This window comes from Methylobacterium tardum (assembly GCF_023546765.1).
Lineage (GTDB): Bacteria > Pseudomonadota > Alphaproteobacteria > Rhizobiales > Beijerinckiaceae > Methylobacterium > Methylobacterium tardum.
Genome location: NZ_CP097484.1, coordinates 3,855,038 through 3,878,016, shown reverse-complemented (window position 1 = coordinate 3,878,016; position 22,979 = coordinate 3,855,038). Strand labels below are relative to the sequence as shown.

General features: G+C 61.7%; 24 protein-coding genes and 1 pseudogene. 13 read left to right on the top strand and 12 right to left on the bottom strand.

Going from position 1 to position 22,979, the window contains the following annotated elements; translation table 11 throughout:
- Nucleotides 1-172 precede the first annotated feature (172 nt).
- Together M6G65_RS18480 and M6G65_RS18475 are read right to left on the bottom strand one after the other, a co-directional pair.
- Nucleotides 173-382: a hypothetical protein gene (locus M6G65_RS18480; RefSeq protein WP_238195123.1), complete on the bottom strand. Its 210-nt coding sequence runs from the start codon at nucleotides 380-382 to the stop codon at nucleotides 173-175.
- Nucleotides 383-535: 153 nt separating this feature from the next.
- Nucleotides 536-895 (bottom strand): annotated as a pseudogene (locus M6G65_RS18475) (transposase); the annotation flags it as partial.
- Between the two features lie 380 nt (nucleotides 896-1,275).
- Between M6G65_RS18475 and M6G65_RS18470 the strand changes: the two are divergent.
- From M6G65_RS18470 to M6G65_RS18455, 4 genes are all read left to right on the top strand, one after another.
- On the top strand, nucleotides 1,276-1,446 hold the full coding sequence (locus tag M6G65_RS18470) for a hypothetical protein (RefSeq protein ID WP_238195122.1): 171 nt from the start codon (nucleotides 1,276-1,278) through the stop codon (nucleotides 1,444-1,446).
- 57 nt (nucleotides 1,447-1,503) lie between these two features.
- A complete protein-coding gene (locus M6G65_RS18465; RefSeq protein ID WP_238195121.1) occupies nucleotides 1,504-2,877 on the top strand; it encodes a radical SAM/SPASM domain-containing protein in 1,374 nt (457 codons plus the stop codon).
- A gap of 477 nt (nucleotides 2,878-3,354) precedes the next feature.
- Nucleotides 3,355-3,882 carry a hypothetical protein gene (locus M6G65_RS18460; protein WP_238195120.1) on the top strand — a complete coding sequence of 176 codons (528 nt, stop codon included), beginning with the start codon at nucleotides 3,355-3,357 and terminating at the stop codon, nucleotides 3,880-3,882.
- Nucleotides 3,883-3,893: 11 nt separating this feature from the next.
- Nucleotides 3,894-5,507 carry a S8 family peptidase gene (locus M6G65_RS18455; RefSeq protein WP_238195119.1) on the top strand — a complete coding sequence of 538 codons (1,614 nt, stop codon included), beginning with the start codon at nucleotides 3,894-3,896 and terminating at the stop codon, nucleotides 5,505-5,507.
- Nucleotides 5,508-5,713: 206 nt separating this feature from the next.
- On the opposite strand, the gene M6G65_RS18450 is transcribed toward M6G65_RS18455, so the two are convergent.
- A complete protein-coding gene (locus M6G65_RS18450) occupies nucleotides 5,714-6,427 on the bottom strand; it encodes a tudor domain-containing protein (protein WP_238195118.1) in 714 nt (237 codons plus the stop codon).
- Nucleotides 6,428-6,853: 426 nt separating this feature from the next.
- Here M6G65_RS18450 and M6G65_RS18445 point away from each other — a divergent pair, with 426 nt between their 5' ends.
- Nucleotides 6,854-7,138 carry a hypothetical protein gene (locus M6G65_RS18445; RefSeq protein ID WP_238195117.1) on the top strand — a complete coding sequence of 95 codons (285 nt, stop codon included), beginning with the start codon at nucleotides 6,854-6,856 and terminating at the stop codon, nucleotides 7,136-7,138.
- A gap of 63 nt (nucleotides 7,139-7,201) precedes the next feature.
- Here M6G65_RS18445 and M6G65_RS18440 read toward each other — a convergent pair whose 3' ends face one another.
- Together M6G65_RS18440 and M6G65_RS18435 are read right to left on the bottom strand one after the other, a co-directional pair.
- Nucleotides 7,202-7,828, bottom strand: coding sequence for a hypothetical protein (locus M6G65_RS18440; RefSeq protein ID WP_238195116.1), 627 nt, complete (start codon nucleotides 7,826-7,828; stop codon nucleotides 7,202-7,204).
- Nucleotides 7,821-8,093, bottom strand: coding sequence for a hypothetical protein (locus M6G65_RS18435; protein WP_238195115.1), 273 nt, complete (start codon nucleotides 8,091-8,093; stop codon nucleotides 7,821-7,823). Before M6G65_RS18435 ends, M6G65_RS18440 begins: the two co-directional genes overlap by 8 nt.
- 39 nt (nucleotides 8,094-8,132) lie before the next feature.
- Here M6G65_RS18435 and M6G65_RS18430 point away from each other — a divergent pair, with 39 nt between their 5' ends.
- Together M6G65_RS18430 and M6G65_RS18425 are read left to right on the top strand one after the other, a co-directional pair.
- Entirely contained in the window at nucleotides 8,133-8,576 is a 444-nt protein-coding gene (locus M6G65_RS18430; protein WP_238195114.1) for a hypothetical protein, read from the top strand.
- A 649-nt stretch (nucleotides 8,577-9,225) separates the two neighbouring features.
- Complete coding sequence (locus M6G65_RS18425; RefSeq protein ID WP_250102685.1) at nucleotides 9,226-9,813, top strand: hypothetical protein; 588 nt, start codon at nucleotides 9,226-9,228, stop codon at nucleotides 9,811-9,813.
- On the opposite strand, the gene M6G65_RS18420 is transcribed toward M6G65_RS18425, so the two are convergent.
- The 5 genes from M6G65_RS18420 to M6G65_RS18400 all read right to left on the bottom strand — a co-directional run bounded on the left by M6G65_RS18420 (nucleotide 9,725) and on the right by M6G65_RS18400 (nucleotide 13,902).
- Nucleotides 9,725-10,552 (bottom strand): hypothetical protein, encoded by an 828-nt coding sequence (locus M6G65_RS18420; protein ID WP_250102684.1) that lies wholly within the window; start codon nucleotides 10,550-10,552, stop codon nucleotides 9,725-9,727. The two genes, M6G65_RS18425 and M6G65_RS18420, sit on opposite strands and share 89 nt — an antisense overlap.
- Nucleotides 10,553-10,688: 136 nt before the next feature.
- Complete coding sequence (locus M6G65_RS18415) at nucleotides 10,689-11,012, bottom strand: hypothetical protein (protein WP_250102683.1); 324 nt, start codon at nucleotides 11,010-11,012, stop codon at nucleotides 10,689-10,691.
- Between the two features lie 286 nt (nucleotides 11,013-11,298).
- A complete protein-coding gene (locus M6G65_RS18410) occupies nucleotides 11,299-11,538 on the bottom strand; it encodes a helix-turn-helix transcriptional regulator (RefSeq protein ID WP_238195110.1) in 240 nt (79 codons plus the stop codon).
- A gap of 106 nt (nucleotides 11,539-11,644) precedes the next feature.
- Nucleotides 11,645-12,682, bottom strand: coding sequence for a hypothetical protein (locus tag M6G65_RS18405; RefSeq protein WP_238195109.1), 1,038 nt, complete (start codon nucleotides 12,680-12,682; stop codon nucleotides 11,645-11,647).
- A gap of 14 nt (nucleotides 12,683-12,696) precedes the next feature.
- Nucleotides 12,697-13,902, bottom strand: a complete 1,206-nt coding sequence (locus tag M6G65_RS18400; protein ID WP_250102682.1) for a tyrosine-type recombinase/integrase — start codon at nucleotides 13,900-13,902, stop codon at nucleotides 12,697-12,699.
- A gap of 275 nt (nucleotides 13,903-14,177) precedes the next feature.
- Here M6G65_RS18400 and M6G65_RS18395 point away from each other — a divergent pair, with 275 nt between their 5' ends.
- The 3 genes from M6G65_RS18395 to M6G65_RS18385 all read left to right on the top strand — a co-directional run bounded on the left by M6G65_RS18395 (nucleotide 14,178) and on the right by M6G65_RS18385 (nucleotide 16,172).
- Complete coding sequence (locus M6G65_RS18395) at nucleotides 14,178-14,408, top strand: hypothetical protein (protein WP_250102681.1); 231 nt, start codon at nucleotides 14,178-14,180, stop codon at nucleotides 14,406-14,408.
- A 7-nt stretch (nucleotides 14,409-14,415) separates the two neighbouring features.
- Complete coding sequence (locus M6G65_RS18390) at nucleotides 14,416-14,904, top strand: NUDIX domain-containing protein (protein ID WP_238195107.1); 489 nt, start codon at nucleotides 14,416-14,418, stop codon at nucleotides 14,902-14,904.
- Between the two features lie 158 nt (nucleotides 14,905-15,062).
- On the top strand, nucleotides 15,063-16,172 hold the full coding sequence (locus M6G65_RS18385) for an acyltransferase family protein (protein WP_250102680.1): 1,110 nt from the start codon (nucleotides 15,063-15,065) through the stop codon (nucleotides 16,170-16,172).
- Between the two features lie 194 nt (nucleotides 16,173-16,366).
- On the opposite strand, the gene M6G65_RS18380 is transcribed toward M6G65_RS18385, so the two are convergent.
- Together M6G65_RS18380 and M6G65_RS18375 are read right to left on the bottom strand one after the other, a co-directional pair.
- Nucleotides 16,367-17,704 (bottom strand): MFS transporter, encoded by a 1,338-nt coding sequence (locus M6G65_RS18380; RefSeq protein ID WP_250102679.1) that lies wholly within the window; start codon nucleotides 17,702-17,704, stop codon nucleotides 16,367-16,369.
- 346 nt (nucleotides 17,705-18,050) lie between these two features.
- The gene (locus M6G65_RS18375; RefSeq protein WP_238195104.1) at nucleotides 18,051-18,968 is read right to left on the bottom strand and encodes a LysR family transcriptional regulator; all 918 of its coding nucleotides are present in this window, start codon (nucleotides 18,966-18,968) and stop codon (nucleotides 18,051-18,053) included.
- 114 nt (nucleotides 18,969-19,082) lie between these two features.
- Between M6G65_RS18375 and kdgD the strand changes: the two genes are divergently transcribed.
- The 3 genes from kdgD to gudD all read left to right on the top strand — a co-directional run bounded on the left by kdgD (nucleotide 19,083) and on the right by gudD (nucleotide 22,881).
- Entirely contained in the window at nucleotides 19,083-19,997 is a 915-nt protein-coding gene (gene kdgD / locus M6G65_RS18370; RefSeq protein ID WP_238195103.1) for a 5-dehydro-4-deoxyglucarate dehydratase, read from the top strand.
- A gap of 95 nt (nucleotides 19,998-20,092) precedes the next feature.
- Complete coding sequence (locus tag M6G65_RS18365) at nucleotides 20,093-21,433, top strand: MFS transporter (protein WP_238195102.1); 1,341 nt, start codon at nucleotides 20,093-20,095, stop codon at nucleotides 21,431-21,433.
- 89 nt (nucleotides 21,434-21,522) lie between these two features.
- Nucleotides 21,523-22,881 carry a glucarate dehydratase gene (gudD, locus tag M6G65_RS18360; RefSeq protein WP_238195101.1) on the top strand — a complete coding sequence of 453 codons (1,359 nt, stop codon included), beginning with the start codon at nucleotides 21,523-21,525 and terminating at the stop codon, nucleotides 22,879-22,881.
- Nucleotides 22,882-22,979: the final 98 nt, after the last annotated feature.

Sequence of the window (22,979 nt, the reverse complement as noted above, 5' to 3'; positions counted from 1 at the left end):
TGACCGTTGCGTCACAAGCAACTGGGTTGCAAGCCGTAAAGGATGCAGTCGCACGCGACCCGAATTTTCGTTCAGAACGTCGCAACTCAGCGAGCGCGAGGATGACCGGACCGCGCGATGCGAAGGCTGAGATGAGCATCCCGAGTAGGACGCGGCTGCCGGAGTGCGGGCACTACGCTGCCCTGTTGAGGATGCGGTGGACGTTCACGAACCGCCGCTCCTGCACGCGGCCCGTGATGCGCAGGACGCTCGCCACCGTGCGGCGGCCCGGCGTCAGGATCGCGCCGGTCAGCAACAGCTGGGCATGGCGCCAGGAGCGGTGGACGAACAGCGGCGCGAACGCCAGGATGATCCCGGCGAAGCGGGCAGGCAGGGGCGGCATGGCCGTGTCTCTTGGCGGGGACGCCACCAGCCTACCCGGCACGCCCGCTTCGTCACCTCCGCCCAATCGACGCGCCGCATATGGCCAAAGTCGAGCTTAGGTAAGTAGGCGCGTGTCGTTACCCCCTTGGCGCCTAATACCCCCCCTCATTGATCAGGACCGATGCGCCCACGTGCGCAGGCCGATGAACATGATGCGCCAGGGCTGGTCGATGAAGCTGCGCCAAGCGTCGCAGCAATGCTCGAGGATGTCGGCGTAGGTTGTGAAGACGCGGTTGCCGAGCCAGTTGTCACGCATGAACCGCCAGAGGTTCTCGACCGGGTTGAGTTCGGGAGAGCGCGCCGGCAGCGGCAGTAGGGTGATGTTGGCGGGCACCACGAGATTCCAGGTCGTGTGCCCGCCGGCCTGATCGAGCAGCAGCACGGTGTGCGCGCCGGGGGCAACGGCGCTCGCGATTTCTTCGAGGTGCAGGCTCATCGCCTCGTTGGTGCAGCCGGGCATGACGAGCCCGGCTTCTCGTCGTGGTGCCCAGACAGGCAACTCGTAGGCAAAGCCAGGACACCGAACATGCTGGATGCTCGTTGGAGCCCACACCGCCACGACCGCAATACGATGCATCCCAGTTAGGACGGTCAGTCCATACGCAACCTCGTCAAACATGGTCTTGAGTGATGGAAACGACCCCGGTCACGCTTGCTGCACGACGCCGCGCCCGCGGTCTACGCATTTGCGACCTCACCGAGCACCATCGTAAGCAGCCCCTCCCATGCTCGGCCCGAGAGCAAAGCCCAATCGCGCGTACTGATCATCCGACGAGCAAGACTATTGACGAGGATGAAATTCGCAGCACAATATAGTACCCGGCGATCCTAAGCGTCGCCATGGAGGGCTCAATGGGCAAGAAGTTGAAGCTCAAAATTCCTGAAGGCTATGATCTAGAGATCGAATTTGTAGAAGTTGATGACGATGCGGCCGTTGTTCAGAATGAAAAAGAAGCTCAGCCTATAACAGAAGATGACCAGGGGAATCTAGCCTGGAATGGCTGTGGGTGCGGCGGAGCTTAAGCTGTATCTCAGTTCGCCGCATAAGCCGTAATCTTTACTGCAGCGCGAGCATCATCGATGTACAAACTTTCCCGCTACGTCACAACATCTCGCACTGCAGCATCGTCTGGTTCTGATCCGGTCTTGGCCTACAGTGCCAGGACCGGGCAGACCATGCGGCTATCGACCTCATTATGGGATCAGCTGGCAACAAATCAGTTTGATCGACTTACTTTGAACGACTTCCAGAGATTAAAAGAAAGCGGGATCATAGTACCATCAATCGAAGATGAATTTCGCAGCGTACTCAATGAAAATGCTAATGCTTCTATGACTTACAGTACACTGTTCCTCGTCGTTCAACCCACGGCTTCATGTCAGCTAAGTTGCTCCTACTGTGGGCAAACCCATTCAAAGCGTCGACTTACCGATGAAACGATAAAAAGCATCGTCGCTCGCGCCGATGAAAAGCTAAAGACAAAGCGTTATACTCAGTTAGAAATCGGCTGGTTCGGTGCTGAACCGCTTAATGCTCTGCCTCAGATACGGAAAGTCGGCGCGGAACTTCGATCATTATGTGGTTATTATGATGTCGCATTTTTAGGGCGAATTATTACAAACGGACTAGCATTCACGTCAGCGGCTGCGGCAGACCTGTTGCAGATTGGCGTCATACGCGCCGAGATCACTCTGGATGGTCCCGACGAAATCCATGACAATCGCCGTGGTACTAAGTCTGGGAAGGGCACGTTCCATCGTATACTCGATAACATCATCTCGGTGCTCGATAATCATAGAGATAAAATCAGTGTTAGCATCCGATGCAACGTGGATAGCTCCAATGTGCATGGGGTACATGAATTAATTTTAGAACTGCACAGGCGCGGCTTACACAACCGCATAGCTTCCTTGTATTTCGCCCCCGTCCATATTTGGGGAACCGCCGGCGCCGATCAGGCACTGACCGCATCGGCATTTGCCGCTTTGCAGGTCGAGTGGTTTCTTAAGATGCTGGCGCTCGGGTATAAAGTCGACTTAATTCCTAAGCGTACAACAATTGCATGCATGGTCTTCAAACCGGATTCTGAGTTGTACGACGCATTCGGCAACGTCTACAACTGCACTGAAGTTAGCCACGTCGAAGCCTATAATATTCGTAACGGCGACTCTAGCACCACAACAAATAAATATGCCATTGGCGCCGTCGACAATCACATTCGTTCGGACGATTTACCTTTCACGAATTTCTACGATGAAGTCTCTTCCGGAGCATACCAATGCTCTAAATGCCAAATTTTTCCTGTATGTGGAGGCAAGTGCCCGAAAAGCTGGCAGGAGGGAAACATTCCTTGCCCTCCGGAAAAGTTTAACTTACCACAGCGCCTTATAATCAAAGATCTGATTAGTAACAGGGCAACTAAGATTGTTGGGGCTCATAAAGCGGTCACATAGCCTATGCGCGCCTCTTCGATAGAGATGGCCGGATGGCCCTTAGTCGGCTTGACCGATGCTCAGGCCCCTGACAGCTACGCTACGGGAGCTGCATTCGAGTCTAGATTTGCCGACGTTCTCGATCATCACATGGACGACAGGGCGCGAAATGGCGTGCGCACAGCACGGGCGGCATGCACTCTGGGGATCGCGCAAGCAGCCAAAGGAGAAGCTAAGGGGGCAAGAGATACATTGAGAAGTGCATTCTATTCGAATCAAATTTTGCGATCTCATTCTGAACCAGCATACTTCATCGGCAGAAGTTTCCTCGAGTCCGCGGCCGCCTACGTTAACGCGAGACATGCTGAGTGGCCGCAAGCTCAACACAGGCTAATCTGTTCAATTAATATAGACTACCTGATAGCTACACAGCTTTCATTAGATGTCATGCACGTACACCGATACCAGTGTTTGCACAATCTCATCCGACTTTCTCGCATGGCTGGGGACGCGGCGAATGCTCATCACCTCATGAAGTTGGCTATGAAAGTGCTTTTTACAAATCAATCAATTTCAATCGATGGCGTCCCAGGAATCTGGGCTGCACATCAGCTACGAGGCATTGATAATGGGTTCTTAACGACCGTCCGCTCCCAAATTATCTCTGAGTTTCCTGCAATTCGCGATCACTTCAGTTTTTCCGGCCTTAATGAAACGGTCTTTTCAAGAAAAGTTAGAAAGAATCTTTACGCATTTTCTATTGTCGCGGCAGAATGGCTCGCGCATGCCGCTGGCCCGCCAGAAGACAGTTCGTTGCTCCTGAAGAGAGCACTTTATAGTCGACGGCCAAACAACGCTTGTCTCGAACTTTGGGATGATATGCTGGTTGTTTTGTTGCGAAAATTGAGCCGCAACGATCCTCTCATCGGACAAATAGTTTGGGATCAGTTCCTCTCAAAAACCAAGTCTCTCGGCGGCTGTTCTCGGCGTACTTTACGCTCGGGGCGCGCTGCCGTTTCGAGTTAAGGGAGAACCCAATGAGCACTGTTCAGCTAGATCTAGGCGGGGTTCCAACGTCTCTAACCGTAAGCGATAAGCTACTTGCCGTCGCGCCAAAGCCCGGAGCCGGCCACGAGTTTGACGGCGAACTTGCGACCACCTTGAATACAGCTACGTCAAATATGTCGGCTCTGGGCCCCTACTCCGTCGCCGATATCAGTAGTGTAGCTTCAACAGCCGGTGAGGGAAGAGAAATTCTAAAAGCAAGTCCGGTAGTAGGCGACATTGCGCATGTTTATCATACCAGCTCAGACGGCGTGCCATTCGTGCCCACGGGAACTATTTTTGTGCGATTTGCAGCCGAGGGATCTCCTGCTGATGTTCAACAACTTATCGGATCCTTGAAGGCTGAAGTTGTGGAAGCGCGCGGCGAGCGGACGTTGATCTTACGCTCGCTTGCTGACGGCCCGGATGCCGTGGAAGTTTCATCTATGCTGCAGGGCAGTAAACTAGTTGAGGTTGCTGAACCCGATTTTTACTCCGAAGCTGAAAGTACTTCCTTCGTGTTTCCAAGCGATCAGCTGATGTGCAGACAGTGGCATCTTGATAATACTGGTTTTCATCACGGAACCGCGCTGGGATTCAAGAAGGGAGCGGACGCCCGTATCACGAAGGCTTGGCAAACTTCGCAGTGTCTCGGGGACCCGTCGGTTGTTGTAGCGATCATCGATGACGGCTTCGACCTTACTCATCCGGATATATCGGGTGCAGACAAGGTCGTTGCACCATGGGACTTCAAACGGTCTTCATCGGAACCACTTCCAGACTATCTTGCTGGCGACTGGCATGGTACCGCCTGCGCTGGTGTGGCTGTCGGAAACGCGGACACGGTGGGTATTGTAGGAGCGGCGCCAGCTTGCCGTCTGATGCCAATTAGGTGGGGAGCGTCTCTCTCAGACGACCAGATAGAAAAGTGGTTTGATTGGGCGGTTGATAATGGCGCTGCTGTGATCAGTTGCAGCTGGTCCCCACGTGCTCGCAACTATCCACTCTCAACGAGAAAGCAAGAAGCAATCGCTCGGGCGTCGGAGAATGGAAGAGGTGGCCTCGGATGCGTGATCGTATTTGCTGCCGGAAACGACAATAGAAACGTTTTTGACCCGGAAAAGAATTCAATCAACGGATTTGCGTGTCACCCGAATGTCATTACTGTTTCTGCCAGTACTAGTCAGGACGTACGGGCAACGTATTCCAATTTTGGCGATCACATAGCAGTCTCGGCTCCGTCAAGCGGAGCGGGTGGCTGGCGCATCACCACTGCGGATGTCATCGGAACGTACGTAAGGAATGGTCAGATTAGCGAAGCTGGCTACTCTGCTGGATCGTATACCGATGAGTTTGGTGGCACATCGAGCGCTTGCCCCTTGGTTGCAGGTATATGCGCTCTCTTATTGTCGATCAATCCTCTTCTTCGAAGTAGCGAGATAAAGTCGATATTAACTGACACGGCAAGGAAGATTGGTGAAGAAGGCGACTATAGTTCGTCAGGTCATTCTCATTATTTTGGTTATGGGTGTGTGGATGCGGACGCCGCAGTGCGAAGTGTGTTAAATAGGATACAAGGGGAAAAACCGCAGGCGCCGTCAGTTTGATCTCTGAATACGGAGACTTTCGAAAACCGAGAATCTGTTAGACCATAAGGGTTGTCTGATCGGTGAATTGATCTTGAAATTAATTGGCCGACATAAGATTGTAGCACTATCTTGTTGTTGAGGACTGCGATGCGCTCCGTGCGGGTCGCCGCGGCCGAAGCCGCGACGTGGTGGTCGTTTGAGGTCTGAGCGGCCACGGCGGCGGCTTACTTGACCTGCGGCGCCGGGCCGGGGTGGAGCAGGCCGAGGTCGTCGCGGTAGCGGGTGAACTCCAGCAGGTCGGGGTAGTCCACCCAGGTCAAGACGAAGTTCTGATTCGCCTTCGTGGCGATGACCTTGGCGGCGTAGTACCCGTCCTCGTCATCGCCCTTCGCCAGTACGACACTACCGAGCGTGACGCCGGCCCAAGAGTCCGTGAGTGCGGCGTCGCCGGGCGGTTTGGAAGCCCCGCCAGCGCCTCCGGCCGCCCCGCCGCTGCCCAAACCGCCTGTTGGGGCGGAAGGTGCCTCAACGGCCTTGTTTGCGGCCTTGACGGGCGGCGCATCGCGCAGTCCCGCCGCAGCGAGCAGATCTGCGAACATCCGGGCCGAGCAGAAGGGCACGAAGGCCTTGCCGCTTTTGAAGAGGCGCCCCTGCGGTAGGCTGGTAGCGAGCGACTGGTGTGCCTCGGTGCCGACAAGGGTGTGCAGGCCCATCAGCGCAGCAGCGTGGGCGGCGGACTCGGCCTCGGCGGCGACGAAGCGCGAGGCGTGCGGGCGCCCCCGCTCGTCACGGCCGAACAGGATTAGGCCGGGCGCGGTCCTGTCAGGCCTCGGCTCCGGCACATCGTCGGTCGACGCGGCCGGTGGGGCAACTATGCCGCGCTTAATGGCAATGGACGGCACGGCGGCAGGCGCGAGCGGGGCGGTATCGAGGGTCATGAGAGGGCTCCAGAAACGGCGAAGGCGGCCCGGAGGCCGCCTTGCGTGAGGGTGGATGCTGGGTGCCGAAGTGGCATTGGCCGCTTTCGCAGTGCTCGGTTGATGGGCGGGGCTAGCCTCGGTTCAGGCCGTATCATTGCAGGACCCGGGGAAATCGCGAATGATGTTTAACCGTGCCCATAATACAGATTTTATTCCTAATGTCAAGTTTGGGCTATGGAGATTCCGACCGTCGCGCCGGCCGATGGCACAAATCCGCAGTAAGTGTCGTGCTTTTGAGGCCCGCTGAAGGAATGCTCAAGCTATCCCTGCCGATAGTATGGCGGCTTGTAATGTGAGACTTGTCGGAGCCCTTTGACGTCAAGTCGCGTACCCTCGCGCGAACCTTCTTGATGGCGTATGGTTGGCGTCGAGTAGGAGCCAGCCATGCCGAGCATAGATCATGAGATTGGACGTCTGGAAGGTTTGGACGAACACGCGATTGAAGTTCTCAAGACGCATGGGGCAATCGCCAAGTGCACCGATTGCGGAGAACACGAAGTCAACGGCTTATACAACGAAGGTGTAAAGGCAACATATGCGCAAGTGACAAGAGAATTTAAACGCGGCGAGATCGATGGGTCGCTAGAAGAAATATTGCATGCAGTTAGAAATGCAATGGCAAACGTCAACATCGAATGTCCAGATTGCAAGCGCGATCACGGCGAATAGCGAAAAATTCATCGGGCTAAAGCTAAGGCGATATTGCACATCACGTACACAGCTTTAGGGCGACTAGCGAGCCGTCTTCAGTTTGAGTCCGGCTTGGAACAGCAAAAACTCCTTGCACCGTAGCTGCTGTCCTTCCGGGGTTACACCGAGCAGACCGGCGGTCAGTGTCACTGCCTGTTCCGAGATTGGCCGACTGCGCAACCAATCGACGTAGGCCGCGTACAAGTCGGGGCTGTCGTACTGATAGCGATGGTCGAAGCCGCAATACCGGGCCACATGCTGATCCCAAATCGAGAATTGTTGGGGTGCGACGAAGTGTAAGAACTTAGATGCGCCGACGACCGAGTCATTGACTAGCTCCACCGCGCTGTTGACGTCAGCCAACGTACATGAGCCGTGATGTTTCATGCGATCAAGTGGGGCACAGGCAGATCGGTACTGAGCCCATGTTACTTTCTTGTCTAAACGAGATGGACTCATCCAGCTGTAAACAAGCAAAAGGCAAACCTGCGTCTGCTGATAGTCCAGCTCCATTCCATCAAACGCCAACTTAGAGCATTCGCGCAAAATGACGGGATAGGTGTGTTTGTAGAATGCATCGACCCTGCGCTCCCCAGCGGCAAACGCCGTGTGGGTTTGTTGCGCCAGCCGATCAAAATCCGGCTCCGGAGCCTTGAAGGGCTTAGTCATCCTGTGCCTCCTCAGTGGGTGCTTCTGCCGGCACGATCTTTCCGAACACCCAGTCAAGCGTCTCGTCGTTCTCCGTACCAAGCTCGCGGGATAGTTCCCCGAAGCGACGACGCTGCTCGGCCGGAGACAATGGCTCGCCCATATTGCCCAGGGGCTTGGGGCATTGTTTCTCGGGCCTCAGCTGCTCGGCGCCGCGCTCGGTGGTTGCCTTTGGCGCGGGTTTCAACGCCGTCCCAGCCAACATATCGAACCTCGTGGCGCTCACGTCGGCATCGTAGCATAGAGGCTGGCAAGGAGCTTCAAGATGGCGATCCACCCAGCGCTGATTGGCAAGGCCGGCGAGATGATGGTAGCGGCCGAACTGATGCGCCGCGGCGTCGAGGTTGCCCAACCCCATTCCGACGTAGGCGTGGACCTGCTTGCCTACAGGCTTGAGCCCGGCTCGACGGTGCCGGTTCGCATTGTGCCGATCCAAGTTAAAGCCGCATCTGGCGTTAGGTTCTCTTTTGATAAGCGGTGGCTGGAAAAATCGGCTAATCTTGTGCTGGCTTGGCGCCTGGAAACGGTGCCAGAGTTTTACGTGTTCGATTCGTTATCAAGGATTGACGAAGCCCTTGGAGCTACTTTTAGCGCATCGAAATCCTGGACAGAAAACGGGCTGTATGCTGTGACCAATCCTGGGTCGGCCGTGCTAGAGCGCATGGCCGCGCACCGGGACCAATGGGACCGCCTTATCAGCCAGCTATAAGCGCGGTGGAGGCCGCATCAGCCTTTCGGCGCCGAGCTTGACGAGCTCGGGCTTGGTGGGTGTGTCCCGCGGCGTATCCAGAACTTTTGCGCATCAATCTGTAGCTTGAGCTGTGACTCGGGTTTTCTAAAACGCGGCGCGGAAGAGGTTATGGCTCCCAGACGCCTATGAAGAACAAGATTGCGGCCGAGATTACAGCAGTAACGGCTATCATCGGATTGGCGGGACTGCTACGATTCGCTTCGTCAAGCCGATCAGCAAAGACATCCAGAATCGCCGCTTCAGCCTCGTAAAAGCCAATTGCAAATGTAGGCAATGGCTTTCGGCTGGATAGCCACCGATCACCAAACCTACTCAATCGAACTTGGATGCGAATGCCGGATCTGGCGCTCGTACATGAAGAACCTTGCCTGCTCGGTCGTGTGGACGTGCTGACAACGTTGAACGGCCCACCGCAGAGACGCCTACTTGGGCATAGGCCGATAAGTACGAAACCGCCCCCAACCCAGACCCTACCCCAACCAACCCCTGAGGAGCACACACAAGGGAGACCATCGACAACCCGCTCAGCGAAGGCTGAGATCACCCCTGAGCCTGAACCGCTCGCCCTGATGCAGACGCCAACCCCAGCGACCATGGAGAAGGCCCGATGCCCCGTCAGCCCGAGATCGAAGCCGCCTATGAGGATTGGGCCGAACGGCTCCTAGCGGAGAGCTACGTCCCCTACCTTCTTACCTTCATGTTCCAACCGCTCGGCGGTTCGCTCTCAAGCATGGGCGAGCGGATGCTCGGCGACATTGAGCGGGTTTATCGCATCCATGTCACCCGCGTCGTTCGCAAGCCGAACGCACCCGCACACCTGGATGAGCGGCCGATTTGGCTCTGCAGCCTCGACCTACCCGTGTTCAAGCACGCGAAGCAGAGCCGGCTCGACGTGCTGATCAACGACGGCCTGCATGCACACGCCGTCGGCTTCTACGCGCCGCGGTCGCGCCTGCGCGAGGGCGTTGTCGAGCACTTTGAACACCACCACGACGACCTCTACGTGCGGCGCGAGCACCCGCTCATGCGGATTGACGTCGAACCGATCACTCATCGCACCGGCTATGTCGTCGGTTACGTACGCAAGAACATCGGTCGCGGGCTCATCAGCGCCGACGCCACGCGGGTGCTGCCGGTTGACCGCAGGACTGCTCGCGCGACGTCCCTGTCGGATCGGGCGAGCGCACCGCCTTAACCTGTTCAGTCTGCTCTGAGAGATAGCGCAGCATCGCACCGTTGAAGGTATTCATAAGGGCGATTGCCTCGCCGATCTGCGCCGGCTTCAGCTTCCTCCATCGCGGCTTCGGCAAGGGTGCAGTCGGGGTGCGGTCCTCGTCGCCGACGCTGTTGAGGTCGGCGAAGTATTTGTCCTTCGATCCTTTCTGGATCCCTTTGCGCAGGGCAACTCCTTCGTCCCGCAGCGCCTCAATGCCCCGGCTTTTGATCAGCGGGATCACGCCCTCGGGCTTGAACCCCTTGTGGAAGCGATCCTGGAGCATCCCCGCATACACGCGCACCCGCCGACGGGCGTTCCCTCCCTCCGCTCGAAAAACATAGCGCAAGACATGCAGGAGCATGTGATGGCGCGCCCGCTTCGTGTTCTTGGGTCGGTTCGATAGGTCGTCCCACCCCGGATCTTTGATGAATAGCTCCCATGCTCTGTCTGTGCGCATCATGTGGTAGGCCGAAGCATAAGCCGCTCCGATGATACCGACTCGATGCTCCTTGAAGCCGGTTCGTAGCGTCCTCATCGCGATCTGCGCCTCGCGTGCGGCCGAGACCGGAGCTTCGCGCGCCAAGACTAAAAGAGCGGCCGGATCGGTGATGCTAATCGTGGCCGAATGGTCATTGAGTCGGTCTGAAAGGTGCGTTTCGCACATTTTCGAGCTGCGCTGGCTGCGGCGGTCAAGCGCTTCAATCCGGTGGTCGGTCATGGTCTGCCTTGGCCGTTCGGGCGTGTACTAGCGAGTGCCAGTTCGCTAGCTCTTTGGACTGGGAGGGCCGTAAGTGCCGGTGTGGTTCAACGGCGGTAGGCGGGCGACTGGGTAGAGCCGCCCGCCAAGGACATTGCTAGGTGCCGCTCTGGATGCTTAGCCGCTTCACCGCCTCGCCGAGACCCACATAGAAGCCCAGGCAGAACTCGGGGTCGTTGGGAAGTCCCTGACCCCAGACCTCCGTGCAATATCGGCCGAGCAAGGCGATCTCGATATATTCATTCTCGTGCGGGTTGCCCTGAACGGTCAAGCCGCCGAGCACGATTTCAGTATTTTCGTGAGAAATTGCCCAGCTGAGGGCTTCACGATAGCCGAGACTAGCAAGGATCGAGAGATCCTTGATGTCTCCCGAGCGCTCCATCTTGAACGCGCCACCCTTGAATTGCATTTCGATGCGCATTTCCTTCTCCTTTTATGTAGTGTCCGCTGGATAGAATACTGGCCGCGTGGATAACGACCGTTTCGGGATTCGCAGGTGACCTAAAGGCGATCAGTTACGGCTAGCATCGCACGCAGCGATAGCCGTGGCGGCTCTGGGGGGATCGCGTGCCGTGTGGCGCATCCGGAGCTGGGCGTCCGCCTACTCACAAACCGAGCCCGAACGCCCGACCTGTCGAGCCGCCGCGACCGCTTCACCAGCCGTCGGCGTTCTGGGACTTCCTCGGCTGCCGTTTGGGCGGGGAGCTTCACGGCTGCACCCCCCGCTCGATAAGGGCGCGAATATCGCTCGCGCGCCACGCAGTGATGCGCTTTCCGAGCCGGATCGGTTGCGGATACACGCCCTTCCGCACCCCCTCCCACCAGCTACTTTTGCTTATCGGTAGCGGTCCATTGGGTGCGAGAAGCCGAGATAATCGTACAAATCCACTGAGAGGTAGGCCATCAGGGGCCCTCTCAATCCGCGCAGTTGATGTCGAAGATGTCATTGTTTGTGCTCCTCACTTCCGAGCGCACATCACGCGGTCGGAACGAGGAAGACTTTGCTGGATGACCGCCCGCATTGTGAGCGCCCGAAGTGTCAGACGACCGTAACTACCTGTGACGCTTGCGTTTATCGCCCCTTACCGCCATTTGCATCACTGGTTTTATCGCATCTGGTAGTGGGGGTGGCAGAATAGGTTCGACTGGCAAGAAGGGAGGGAAATTGGGAAAATTGAGCCGCTGCAACGCGCGTTGGTCAAGCTTCGTACGGATCAACTCGACAGCTGAACGGCATCTACCGAGATGACGGCGCAGTACATCTGGCCGCTCAATGATCTCGTCAACGCTATCCGCAAAGGTCGCGTCCAGAGGACTTAAGGTAAAATCGAAGGATGGATGGTACCGCTCGACATAATGGAAGGGTGCCGCCGGGCCGTACGATAGCCAAAAGTTCCTGAAGGTGCTTCGCACCATAGGCCACCGGAAGCCGAAGATGCCCTCTTGCGTTGCGAGGTAAGCTTTGTTCAGGCTCGCAATATCTCGCGGGTGATTAGATAGAGGTTCATATGCAATCATAAACCACGCTACCTGAGCAAGAAAATCCAGTTCGTTGTATTTCTGACCGCGTATCGGCCAAAGATCGAAGCTTGGACCAACGAGAGCTTCACTCGAAAACATGCGTTTGAGAGTATCAACCTGCACATTGCGCAAAATCAAGTCTCGGTTGGCATCGCTCAATTGATCAAGAGTTTCGGTCGAATGGCCCTTCGCTAAGTAAGAAACCACGTATGCGGTAGTCGCAGCGGGATGATCTCCGGGCCTAGTTGGCCAGCGCAGCCAAGCGGCAAATTTGAACAAAGCTTCTAGAAAGGAAAGGCGGTCGTGATTGCCGTCGTCCGCAAGCCGAGCAATTGCAGCGTCGATGTTGAGCTTCTGAGCGGGAGTTGCTGCTGGTAGCCCCTCATACGGGTGATGAGAACGCCGCCATCGGTAAATCGAAGGAAGCGATGCGCCGACAGTTTTGGCAGCTTCGGCCGCTGAGCGGCCTTTGCCCCTCTCCTCCTCAAACTGGGCGAGGAGCGCAACCTGCTCGGTAGAAGAATGCCGGACCGAGCGAATGCGTGATGAGCGACGGCGGTGAGCACGCACAAAACCTCCTCTCCCTAGACACTGGCAGGCTTGTCGCCCTTCGAGTTGGTGGCGACGAACGTGGCCCACTGCTCCATCATCTCGCGTCGCTTGGCCAGCAGGTCGCCACGGCGATAAGCCGCCTCGACCCTGTTCTCGACAACATGGGCCAGCGCCATCTCGGCTACCTCGCGCGGCAAGGTCGTCGCCTCGGCTGCCCAGTCGCGGAACGACGAGCGGAAGCCGTGGGCCGTGATCGGCAACTTCATACGGCGCAACGCCATCAGAAACACCATGTTGGACAGCGGCCTCGCACCGTTTCGCCCAGGGAAAACGAGCGCACTGTTGCCCCCTAAAACCTTCGCTCGGGCCAGCACCTCGGCCGCCCGCGCGCTGAGCGGTACCCGATGTTCGCGGCCGGCTTTCATCCGAGCCGCCGGCACTGTCCACAGCGCCTGCGCTTCGCCGATCTCGCCCCACCGAGCGTCAAGCACCTCACTGGTGCGCGCGGCGGTCAGGATAAGGAACTCGAACGCAAGCCGCCCGATCTCACCCTGCCCGGACATCGCCCGCAGACGCGCGACGAACGCGGGCACCTCGGCGTAGGGCAGCGCCGCGTGATGCTCCTCGCGCTCACCCTGCCTTGGCAAGCCTCGGGTGACTCCCTCGACCGGGTTGTCGCCGCTGCGGTGGCCGGCTGCTTTCGCCCAATCCAAGACTGTGCCGATCCTCTGGCGCACGCGGCTGGCTGTTTCACCCTTCGTCAGCCAGATCGGCGCGAGCGCCCGCAGCACATCAGGAGTCTCGATCTGGTCGACTCGCTTCGCGCCGAAATGCGGAATAGCGTAGGTGCGAAGAGTGTTGATCCACTGCGCCGCATGCTTGGGGTTACGCCACGTCGCCTTATGTTCGGAGTGCACCGTCTCGGCCGCTTCGGCAAAGGTCGGAACCGTCAACTGCGCCCGGCGTCGCTCGGCCAGCGGGTCGCCACCGTCGCGAGCGGTCTTGCGGTAGGCGAGGGCCTTCTCGCGCGCCTCGGCGAGGGTGACGAGGCTCGCCCCGCCCAACCCGATATCGCGGCGCTTCCCCTGCACGACGATGCGCAGCAGCCATCGCTTCGACCCCGAGGGATCAACGACGAGGTAGAGACCGTGGCCGTCGGCGTAGCGCCCAGGGGTCTTGAGCGCGCGCATCTGCACGGTCGTCAGCGCCTTTTCGGGGTGCCGCCCCTTGCCGCCCATTGCCGGGTCCGCCTAACTCGCTTGCCCCACATTTTGACCCACAACAAATGTGGGGTGCAAGCGGATTGTGCTGGATCGTATTGGACGAACTTACTGCTGGCTCTGGCACCGTATATCACTGCCAATGCTGCAATTTTCGGATATCGCCGGGGCTTTCCGCATCTCCCTGGACAATCGATGAGGGCAGCCACCCCTTCCGCCAGCGGGCATCGCATGCAAACGAACCAGTCCCGTCGATCGGCGACCTGCCCCACCATCCTCGTTGCCATCCGCGGGTGTCGCGGGCGATCAAAGGGATCGCCTTCGGTCTTATTCGCGGCGCGGGAGACGGTGTGCACCGACCGCGCGGCCGGATCGTGCGGGCTCGCGAAGGGGCGATCCTCGATCTCGCCGCGACCATCGTTGTGCCCGAACGCGTGGCTTTGGGCCGGGAGGACCGGCGCAATGGCCTGGATCCGCAACGAGATCGGGATCGCGACCGTCCGATGCACAAGGTAATGGGCTGAACGCCACGTGAGCGACTTTGCCAGCTCCTACCTCGGCCGCCTGCGCGCATCCGTCGGTTCGCGGCTGCTGCTCGTGCCGGGCGCGCGCGTCGTTGTCGCCGACGCACAAGGCCGTGTGCTCTTGGAACTGCGCGCCGATTTCAATCTCTGGGGGCTGCCGGGCGGCGTGCCGGACGAGCGCGAGGATATCGTCGCCTGCGCAGTGCGCGAGACCTTCGAGGAAACCGGGCTCCGGATTTCAGATCTCGTCCCGTTCGGATTCGCGTCCAGGCCCGAAACCGAGGTGTGGACGTATCCGAACGGACATGTCTGCCACTACTTCAGCATGATGTTCACGACGCAGACGTTCTCGGGCGCCCCGGCAAGCGACGGTGGTGAGAACCTGAGGGTCGCTTGGTTCAGGCCCGACGCGCTGCCGGACGTCTTGCCCAATGTGGCGCTCACGATCGACGCTTTTCTGCGCTGGAAAGCGACGGGCGCATTTCAGATGATCTAGCGCAGGCTGCCGGTCCTCGATCGCGGAGGCATCGCCGCGTCGGCGGCCAGTCCCGCATTCATCCTCGTGTCCAACGACCCTTCGGGGTCGACAGCGCATTTTGGCAAGGTCTCGCGTGCTAGGGCTGCGCGGCAACAGCACAGGGGCCGGACGCGCGGATGCAAACCGTCGGATCTGTTCTCGACCGCCGCGGCGGCCTTGCCCCCGGCTTCGACCTGTTGCGGATCGTCTTGGCTGTGTCCGTCGTGGTCTGGCACGGGCGCGCGATCGTGAACAACGAGATCACCCGCGTCGACGGCTTCTTCGAACTCGGCAGCTACGGCATCATCGCAGCCTTCTTCGGGCTCTCGGGCTTCCTGATTACCGGAAGCGCCTTGCGCCTCCGGCTGCGCGACTTTCTGCTCAACAGAGCGCTCAGGATCATTCCCGCCCTTGCCGTCGAGATCGTGCTCAGCGCGGTGGTTCTCGGGCCGCTGTTCACCGACCTGCCCCTGTCGAACTACGCCACCGACCCGCAGACCTACCGCTATCTCGCCAATATCCTTGGCCTGATCATCTACACCCTGCCGGGCGTGTTCGCGCACAACCCCACCGATGTCGTCAACGGCTCGCTCTGGACCATCCCGCACGAGATCGTCTGCTACGGGCTGATGTCGGCCTGCGTTCTGACCGGACTGCTGCGGCGTCCGGCTCTCGTCCTCGGCGCGGCCGCCGTGGTGATCGGGCTCGGCTTCGTCTTCGGTTCTGGCGCCCTGGGTGACCCCGTCACCCTCACGGCGCGACTGGCCGACAAGTTGTTCGTCGATAAGGCGTCGCGCCTCTACGTGGCGTTCCTGCTGGGCATTGCAGCCTACCTGTATCGCTACAGGCTCCCTTACGACCTGCGCTTGATCGGGCTTGCGGCAGCCATCGTGTTCGCCGCCGGCGCCTTCGATTTGACGGCCGTCACGGCGGTGCCGGTCCACCCGTTCCTGAACCTCGTGGTCCTGCCGTCGCTGATCTATCTCACCGTCTGCTTGGGCGTGACGGATCTCTGGGTTCCGGCCCTGCTCAAGCGCGGCGACTATTCCTACGGGATCTACCTGTACGGCTGGCCGATCCAGCAGGCCCTGGTTGCGCTGGTGCCGGTGCGGAATACGACAGCAAGTCTTGCTGGCGCTGCCCTGCATCGTCCTGTTCGCGATGGTGTCCTGGCACCTGATCGAACGGCCGATCCTCGGCTTGCGGCGTCGCTTCTCGTTCGTGGCCGCGCATCGTCTGCAGAGTGAAGCGGACCGGCCGACGGACGCTGCCGCGCCGGGGCTGGGCGGCGTCCGATAGAAGCGGCGCACGATCGTGCGGAGCATGGCTGAGGCCTCGAAGCCGGCGCCCGATAGCCGGCAGGCCTCAATCGGACGTGCCGCGGTGCCCCACGGTTCTCTCATCCGTGGAGCACCGCCTCTGCTCGCGCCCGCGCTCGTCCTCAGCGCGGGACCGCGCCGCGGCGAACCGGCAATACGCCGGGACTGACCAGCAGCATCGCGGCCATGCCGATTCCGGTCGCAACCGCCGTCGCGATGAACATCGCCTGATAGCCGTAGGTGCTCGCCAGGATCCCCGCCAGCGTCGGCGCGAGCACCGAGCCGATATTGGCGAAGAAGTGCATGAAGCCGCTCCAGGCCCCGAGGTGCTCGCGGGGGGCGGTGTCGATGACCACCGTCCAGTACACGGTGTTGACGAGCGCGTTGAGGCTGTTGCCCAGGGTCATCAGGGCGATCACCGCCGCCGGGCTCGTGGCTTGTGAGACTCCGAGGAAGACGAGCGTCGTCAGAAGCAGCGTGAGCGCGGCGAACCAGCTGCGCGCGATGCGCAGATTTCCGGTCCGTTTGAGGAGCCAATCGGAGAAGCGGCCGCCCAACAGGACCGTCAGGCAAGGGCCGGTCCAGGGGATCATGCCGAGATACCAGAGCGAAGCCAGGTTGAAGTGGAACTGATCCTGAAGGTACTTCGGCGTCCAGGTCAGAAGCATGAAGTTGACGTAGATGAACGCGAAATAGCCGATCGTGTTGAAGACCATCGTGCGGCTGGTGAAGAACATCCACCACGGGACATCAGCGTCTTGCCGGCCAATGGACGTCGATGGAGCGTCCGAGACTGAAGTGCCGCTCCGTATCTCGGCCAGTTCCGCCGCGTTGACCCGCGGGTTGTCCTCCGGCCGATTGGTGAAGATCCGCATGAACGCGAGCAGCGCGACCAGCCCGGTGATGCCGAGGATCCAGAACATGGCGCGCCAGCTGCCGGTCAGCAGGAGCAGGCCGACCGACATCGGTGCCGTCAGCAAGGCGCCGAGGGGCGTGCTGAGCAGCCCGATCGAGACCGCGAAGCCGCGCTCGCGCGGCGTGGCCCAGTTCCCGACCGTCTTGTTGATGATGGAGTAGGCGGGTCCTTCCGAGAACCCGAACAGGACGCGTACGACCGCGAAGCCCGCGAGGGCCGAGCCGCCCAGAGCGGCCATCCCGAAATCGCCCGCGTAGGCCGTCGCGATCTCGAACACCGACCAGGCGATGCCCGCGATCAGCCAGACCAGCTTGGCGCCGAAGCGATCGCCCAGGGCGCCGCCGATCAGGGCGCCGAACATGTAGCCGTATCCGAAATAGCCGAGCACGGCCCCCCAGGCCGCACGATCCAGGTTGTACTCGGCCGTGATGTCGGCCGCCGCGTAGGAGATCGCACCGCGGTCGATGTAGTTGATCATCGCGATCACGACGATCGATGAGAAGATGACGAACCTGAATTTAGTTTGCTTTTCTGTTTGATTCATAACGTGTTGGTTTCCAGAGACCCGGTTCGGTGATGAAGGAAAATCGATCGCGCCGGAAGGTCCGGTCGTGCGCTTCTCGGATGCTGCTGTATCCACGGTGCAGCACCCGGCATTGGTGGTGTCCGGACTGAAATCGTGTCTTGCGGGACCGAGAGGGGTTGCCCGCGCTGCGCGTGAGCTTGGCTTGATACGGTTGGGAGGGTGCGGAGCTGCGCACGGGCGAGCCGTCGGACCGGATGCCGGGCCGATGCAACTCCTGGTGTAGGCCTGCCTGTCTCTGACCGCGGACGCAAGCGTCGCTTGGCTGATCGACGTCGGTTCGATCCTGCCCGAGAGGCGCAGCCGATCACGGAACCGCAACGGATGATCGAGCATGGCCGAGAGCCGCGTCGCGAACCGTCGGCAGGCAGGGATTCTCGTTGTCGCGGTGCCATGCGAGCATCAGCTCCGGCTGCGCGGAGGCCGGCAGCCGGATCGGGCGCAGGACCACGCCGGTCATGCGGATGCTGCGGACGCTCTCCGGCAGCAGCGCGACGCCAAGCCCGGCGCCGACCAGCGCCAGCATGGTATGTGCTTGGTTGACCCGCTGCACGATCCGCGGCCGCACCTTCGCTGCCTCGAACAGGCGGTCGAGCAGCTCGACGAAGTAGCGGCCGCCGCGCGGCGACCACGTGACCAGCGCCTGACCGTCGAGGGCCTGGATGCCAAGCTGCCGGGCCGATGCCAGCGGACGGCCGCTCGGCACCGCCAGGACGAGGCGTTCGCGCAGCAGGAGGGCCGTCGCGATCGGGCCGTCCTCGCTCAGCAGTGCGGGGGAGGGGCGCAGCAATGCGAAGTCGATCCGCTTGCCGTTGAGCGCCTGCATCTGCTCCTCCGAGACCATCTCCTCCAGGACGAGGTCGATGTCCGGCAGGGTCGCGCGAACCTGCGCCACCAGGCGGGGCAGGGCGCGGAAGGCCGAGGCCGCGGTGAAGCCGAGGCGGACCAGCCCGCTCTCGCCCTGGGCGGCCCGACGGGTGATCTGGGCGGCTCCCTCGGCCGCCGCCAGGACCCGATAGGCCTCGGCCAGGAAGGTGCGCCCGACGGGCGTGAGGCGAACGGCGCGCGTCGTGCGCTCCAGAAGGGTGACCCCGAGAGATTGCTCCAGGGCCTGGATCTGCCGGGACAGAGGCGATTGCGAGAGGTTCAGCCGCGCGGCGGCACGGCCGAAATGCATCTCTTCGGCGACGGCGACGAAGCTGCGGACGTGGCCCAGGTCAAACATTGATGCAGGATCCGGGATAAATCAGCCAAAATCAACATTGGACGCACAAATCGGAGCGCCATAGAGACGCGGCCAGCATCAGCAAGGCGCACGCCTGGTCGGGAGGACCGCGCAATGTCCAAGATGACGCCCGCCGAGATGGCGCAGGCCCTGGGTTCCGGCCTTCTGTCCTTTCCCGTCACGCATTTCCGCGACGATCTCGCCTTCGACGAGGGGGCCTATCGCCGGAATCTCGCGCGGCTCGCCGAACACAAGGTCGCCGGCCTGTTCGCCGCTGGCGGCACCGGCGAGTTCTTCTCGCTCACGCCCGCCGAGGTCGACAGCGTGCTCCGCGCGGCGGTGGAGGAGACCGCCGGCCGGGTGCCGGTCATCGCGCCGGCCGGCCACGGCACGGCCATCGCGGTCGAGCTCGCCAAGGCCGCCGAGAGCGCCGGAGCCGACGGCCTGCTGCTGCTGCCGCCCTATCTCGTGGGATCGGAGCAGGACGGCCTGGCCGCCCATGTCGAGGCGGTCTGCCGCGCCACGAAGCTCGGAATCATCGTCTACAACCGCGCCAACGCGCAGCTGAACGAGCAGACCCTGGCACGTCTGTGCGAGCGCTGCCCGAACCTCGTCGGCTTCAAGGACGGGGTCGGCGACGTCGAGCTGATGACGCGGGTCTATGCCGGCCTCGGCGACCGCCTCACCTATATCGGCGGCCTGCCCACCGCCGAAACCTTCGCGCTGCCCTACCTGGAGATGGGCGTCACCACCTACTCCTCGGCGATCTTCAACTTCCTGCCGGACTGGGCGCTGTCGTTCTACGAGGCCGTGCGCCGGCGCGACCGCGACGCGATCTATGCCGAGCTGCGCGCCTTCGTCCTGCCCTACATTGCCCTCCGCAACCGCAAGCGCGGTTACGCGGTCTCGATCGTCAAGGCCGGCATGAATGCGGTCGGGCGGCCGGCCGGTCCGGTCCGGCCGCCGCTCACCGATCTCGACGCCGCCGAGCTGGCCGAGCTGACGGCGCTCATCGGCGACCGGCGCTAAGCGCCGCGCCGAAGGTCCCAAAAAACAAGCCGAACCAACGGCGGGACCAGCAGCCGTCCGGGCGGACCGGGCGGCGCCTCTCAGGGAGAACGTTCATGACCGGTGCTACGAGCCCTGCGCTCGGCGTCATCGCCGAGAGACGCAGCCGCGTCCGCCTCCTCATCGTCCTGATGCTGTTCATCGCGACGACCATCAATTACGCCGACCGCGCGACCATCTCGATCGCCGGTCCGGACATGGCCAAGGATCTCGGCCTGACGCCGGTCCAGATGGGCTATGTCTTCTCGGCGCTGTCCTGGTCCTACGTGCTGGCGCAGATCCCGGGCGGCTGGCTTCTCGACCGCTTCAGCGTGAAGTGGGTCTATGCCGCGGCGATCTTCCTCTGGTCGGCCTTCACGCTGGTTCAGGGCGGCATCGGCTTCTTCACCGGCCTCACCGCGGTGATCCTGCTGTTCGCCCTGCGCCTCGCGGTCGGCCTCACCGAGGCCCCGATCTTCCCGGCCAATGCCCGCATCGTCGCGGCGTGGTTCCCGGCCGCGGAGCGCGGGCTCGCCTCCGCGTTCTTCAACTCGGCGCAGTACTTCGCCACCGTGCTGTTCACGCCGCTGATGGCGTGGATCGTACACACCTTCGGCTGGCACCACGTGTTCACCGTGATGGGCGCCCTCGGGATCGCCTTCGCGTTCGTCTGGGTCAAGACCATCTACGGCCCGAAGGACCACCCGTCCGTGAACCGGGCCGAGCGCGATTACATCGAGGCCGGGGGTGCGCTCGTCGACATGGACGGCGGCAGCCTGAACGCGACGTCCCACGCGGGCCGCACGATCAGGCAGCTCCTGTCGAACCGCATGCTGATCGGCATCTACATCGCGCAGTACTGCATCACCGTACTGACGTACTTCTTCCTCACGTGGTTCCCGGTCTACCTCGTGAAGGAGCGCGGCCTGTCGATCCTCCAGGCCGGCTTCGCGGCGGTGCTGCCGGCGCTCTGCGGCTTCGCCGGCGGTCTCCTCGGCGGCTTCATCTCCGACATGCTCCTCAAGCGCGGCTTCTCCCTGACCGCCGCCCGGAAGATCCCGATCGTCGGCGGGATGCTGCTGTCCATGTCGATCATCGGCTGCAACTACGTCCAGGCCGACGCCGTGGTGGTCGGGCTGATGGCGCTCGCCTTCTTCGGGAAGGGCATCGGCGCCCTCGGCTGGGCGGTGGTGGCCGACACCTCGCCGCGGGAGAGCGGCGGTCTGTCGGGCGGCCTGTTCAACACCTTCGGCAACACCGCCGGCATCACCACGCCGATCGCCATCGGCTACATCGTCCAGCAGACCGGTTCATTCTCGGGCGCCCTGGTGTTCGTCGGCGCGAACGCGTTGATCGCGGTGCTCTGCTACCTCGTCGTGGTCGGCGAGATCCGCCGGGTCCATCTGGACCCGCACTGACGTCCGACGGGCCGGCCGCGGCCGGGAACCACCTATCCGGCGCGGCCCGCGCGCGAAGACGGGCCCGCCTCAGACACGCAGGAGGAACCATGCAGACGGATCACGCCGCGACCCAACACGCCAAGCGGCAGACCCCCGTGGTCACCGAGATGAAGGTGGTCCCGGTCGCCGGGCGCGACAGCATGCTGTTGAACCTCAGCGGCGCGCACGGGCCGTTCTTCACCCGCAACCTCGTCATCCTGACCGACTCGACCGGCGCCACCGGTCTCGGCGAAGTGCCCGGCGGCGAGGGCATCCGCGGGGTGCTCGAGGAGGCGCGCGCCCTCGTGGTCGGCCAGCCGCTCGGCGCCTGGAACGCGGTCCTGAACACGATGCGCGCGACCTTCTCCGACCGCGACGCCGCCGGCCGCGGCCTCCAGACCTTCGACCTGCGCATCACGATCCACGCAGTGACGGCCGTCGAATCGGCGCTGCTCGACCTGCTCGGGCAGTTCCTCGACGTGCCGGTGGCGGCGCTGCTCGGCGAGGGTCAGCAGCGGGATGCAGTCGAGATGCTCGGCTACCTGTTCTACGTCGGCGACCGCCGCCGCACCGATCTGCCGTACCGCGCACCGGAGGCCGGCGACGGCTGGCTGCGCCTGCGCGACGAGGAGGCCCTGACCCCGGAGGCGGTGGTCCGGCTGGCCGAGGCGGCTCATGACCGCTACGGCTTCAACGACTTCAAGCTGAAGGGCGGCGTGCTGGCCGGCGAGCAGGAAATCGAGGCCGTCACGGCGATCGCCAAGCGCTTCCCGCAGGCCCGCGTGACCCTCGACCCGAACGGCGCTTGGCGCTTGGCCGAGGCGATCCGGCTGTGCAAGGGCAAGGGCGACGTGCTCGCCTATGCCGAGGATCCGTGCGGGGCCGAGGAAGGCTTCTCCGGCCGCGAGATCATGGCCGAGTTCCGGCGGGCCACGGGTCTGCCGACCGCCACCAACATGATCGCCACCGACTGGCGGCAGATGCGGCACGCGATCCAGCTGGGATCGGTCGACATCCCGCTGGCCGACCCGCATTTCTGGACCCTGGCGGGTGCGGTCCGCGTGGCGCAGCTGTGCCGCGACCACGACCTGACCTGGGGCTCGCACTCGAACAACCACTTCGACGTATCGCTCGCGATGTTCACCCACGCCGCCGCCGCCGCGCCCGGCCGCGTGACGGCGATCGACACGCACTGGATCTGGCAGGACGGCCAGCGCCTGACCAAGGAGCCGCTCGCGATCCGGGGCGGGCTCGTCCGGGTGCCCGAGCGTCCGGGGCTCGGCATCGAGATCGACTGGCCGCAGGTCGAGGCCGCCCACGCGCTCTACCAGAAGCACGGCCTCGGCGCCCGCGACGACGCGCAGGCCATGCAGGCCCTGATCCCGGGCTGGACCTTCGACAACAAGCGTCCCTGCCTCGTGCGCTAGATGCGGGCGCAGCCGGGCCGCCCCCAGAGGCTGAGGAGAGCCTGCGGACGCGCTGTTCGAGGCGTGATGCTGTCATCCTCATCCCGGGGCGCCGCTGC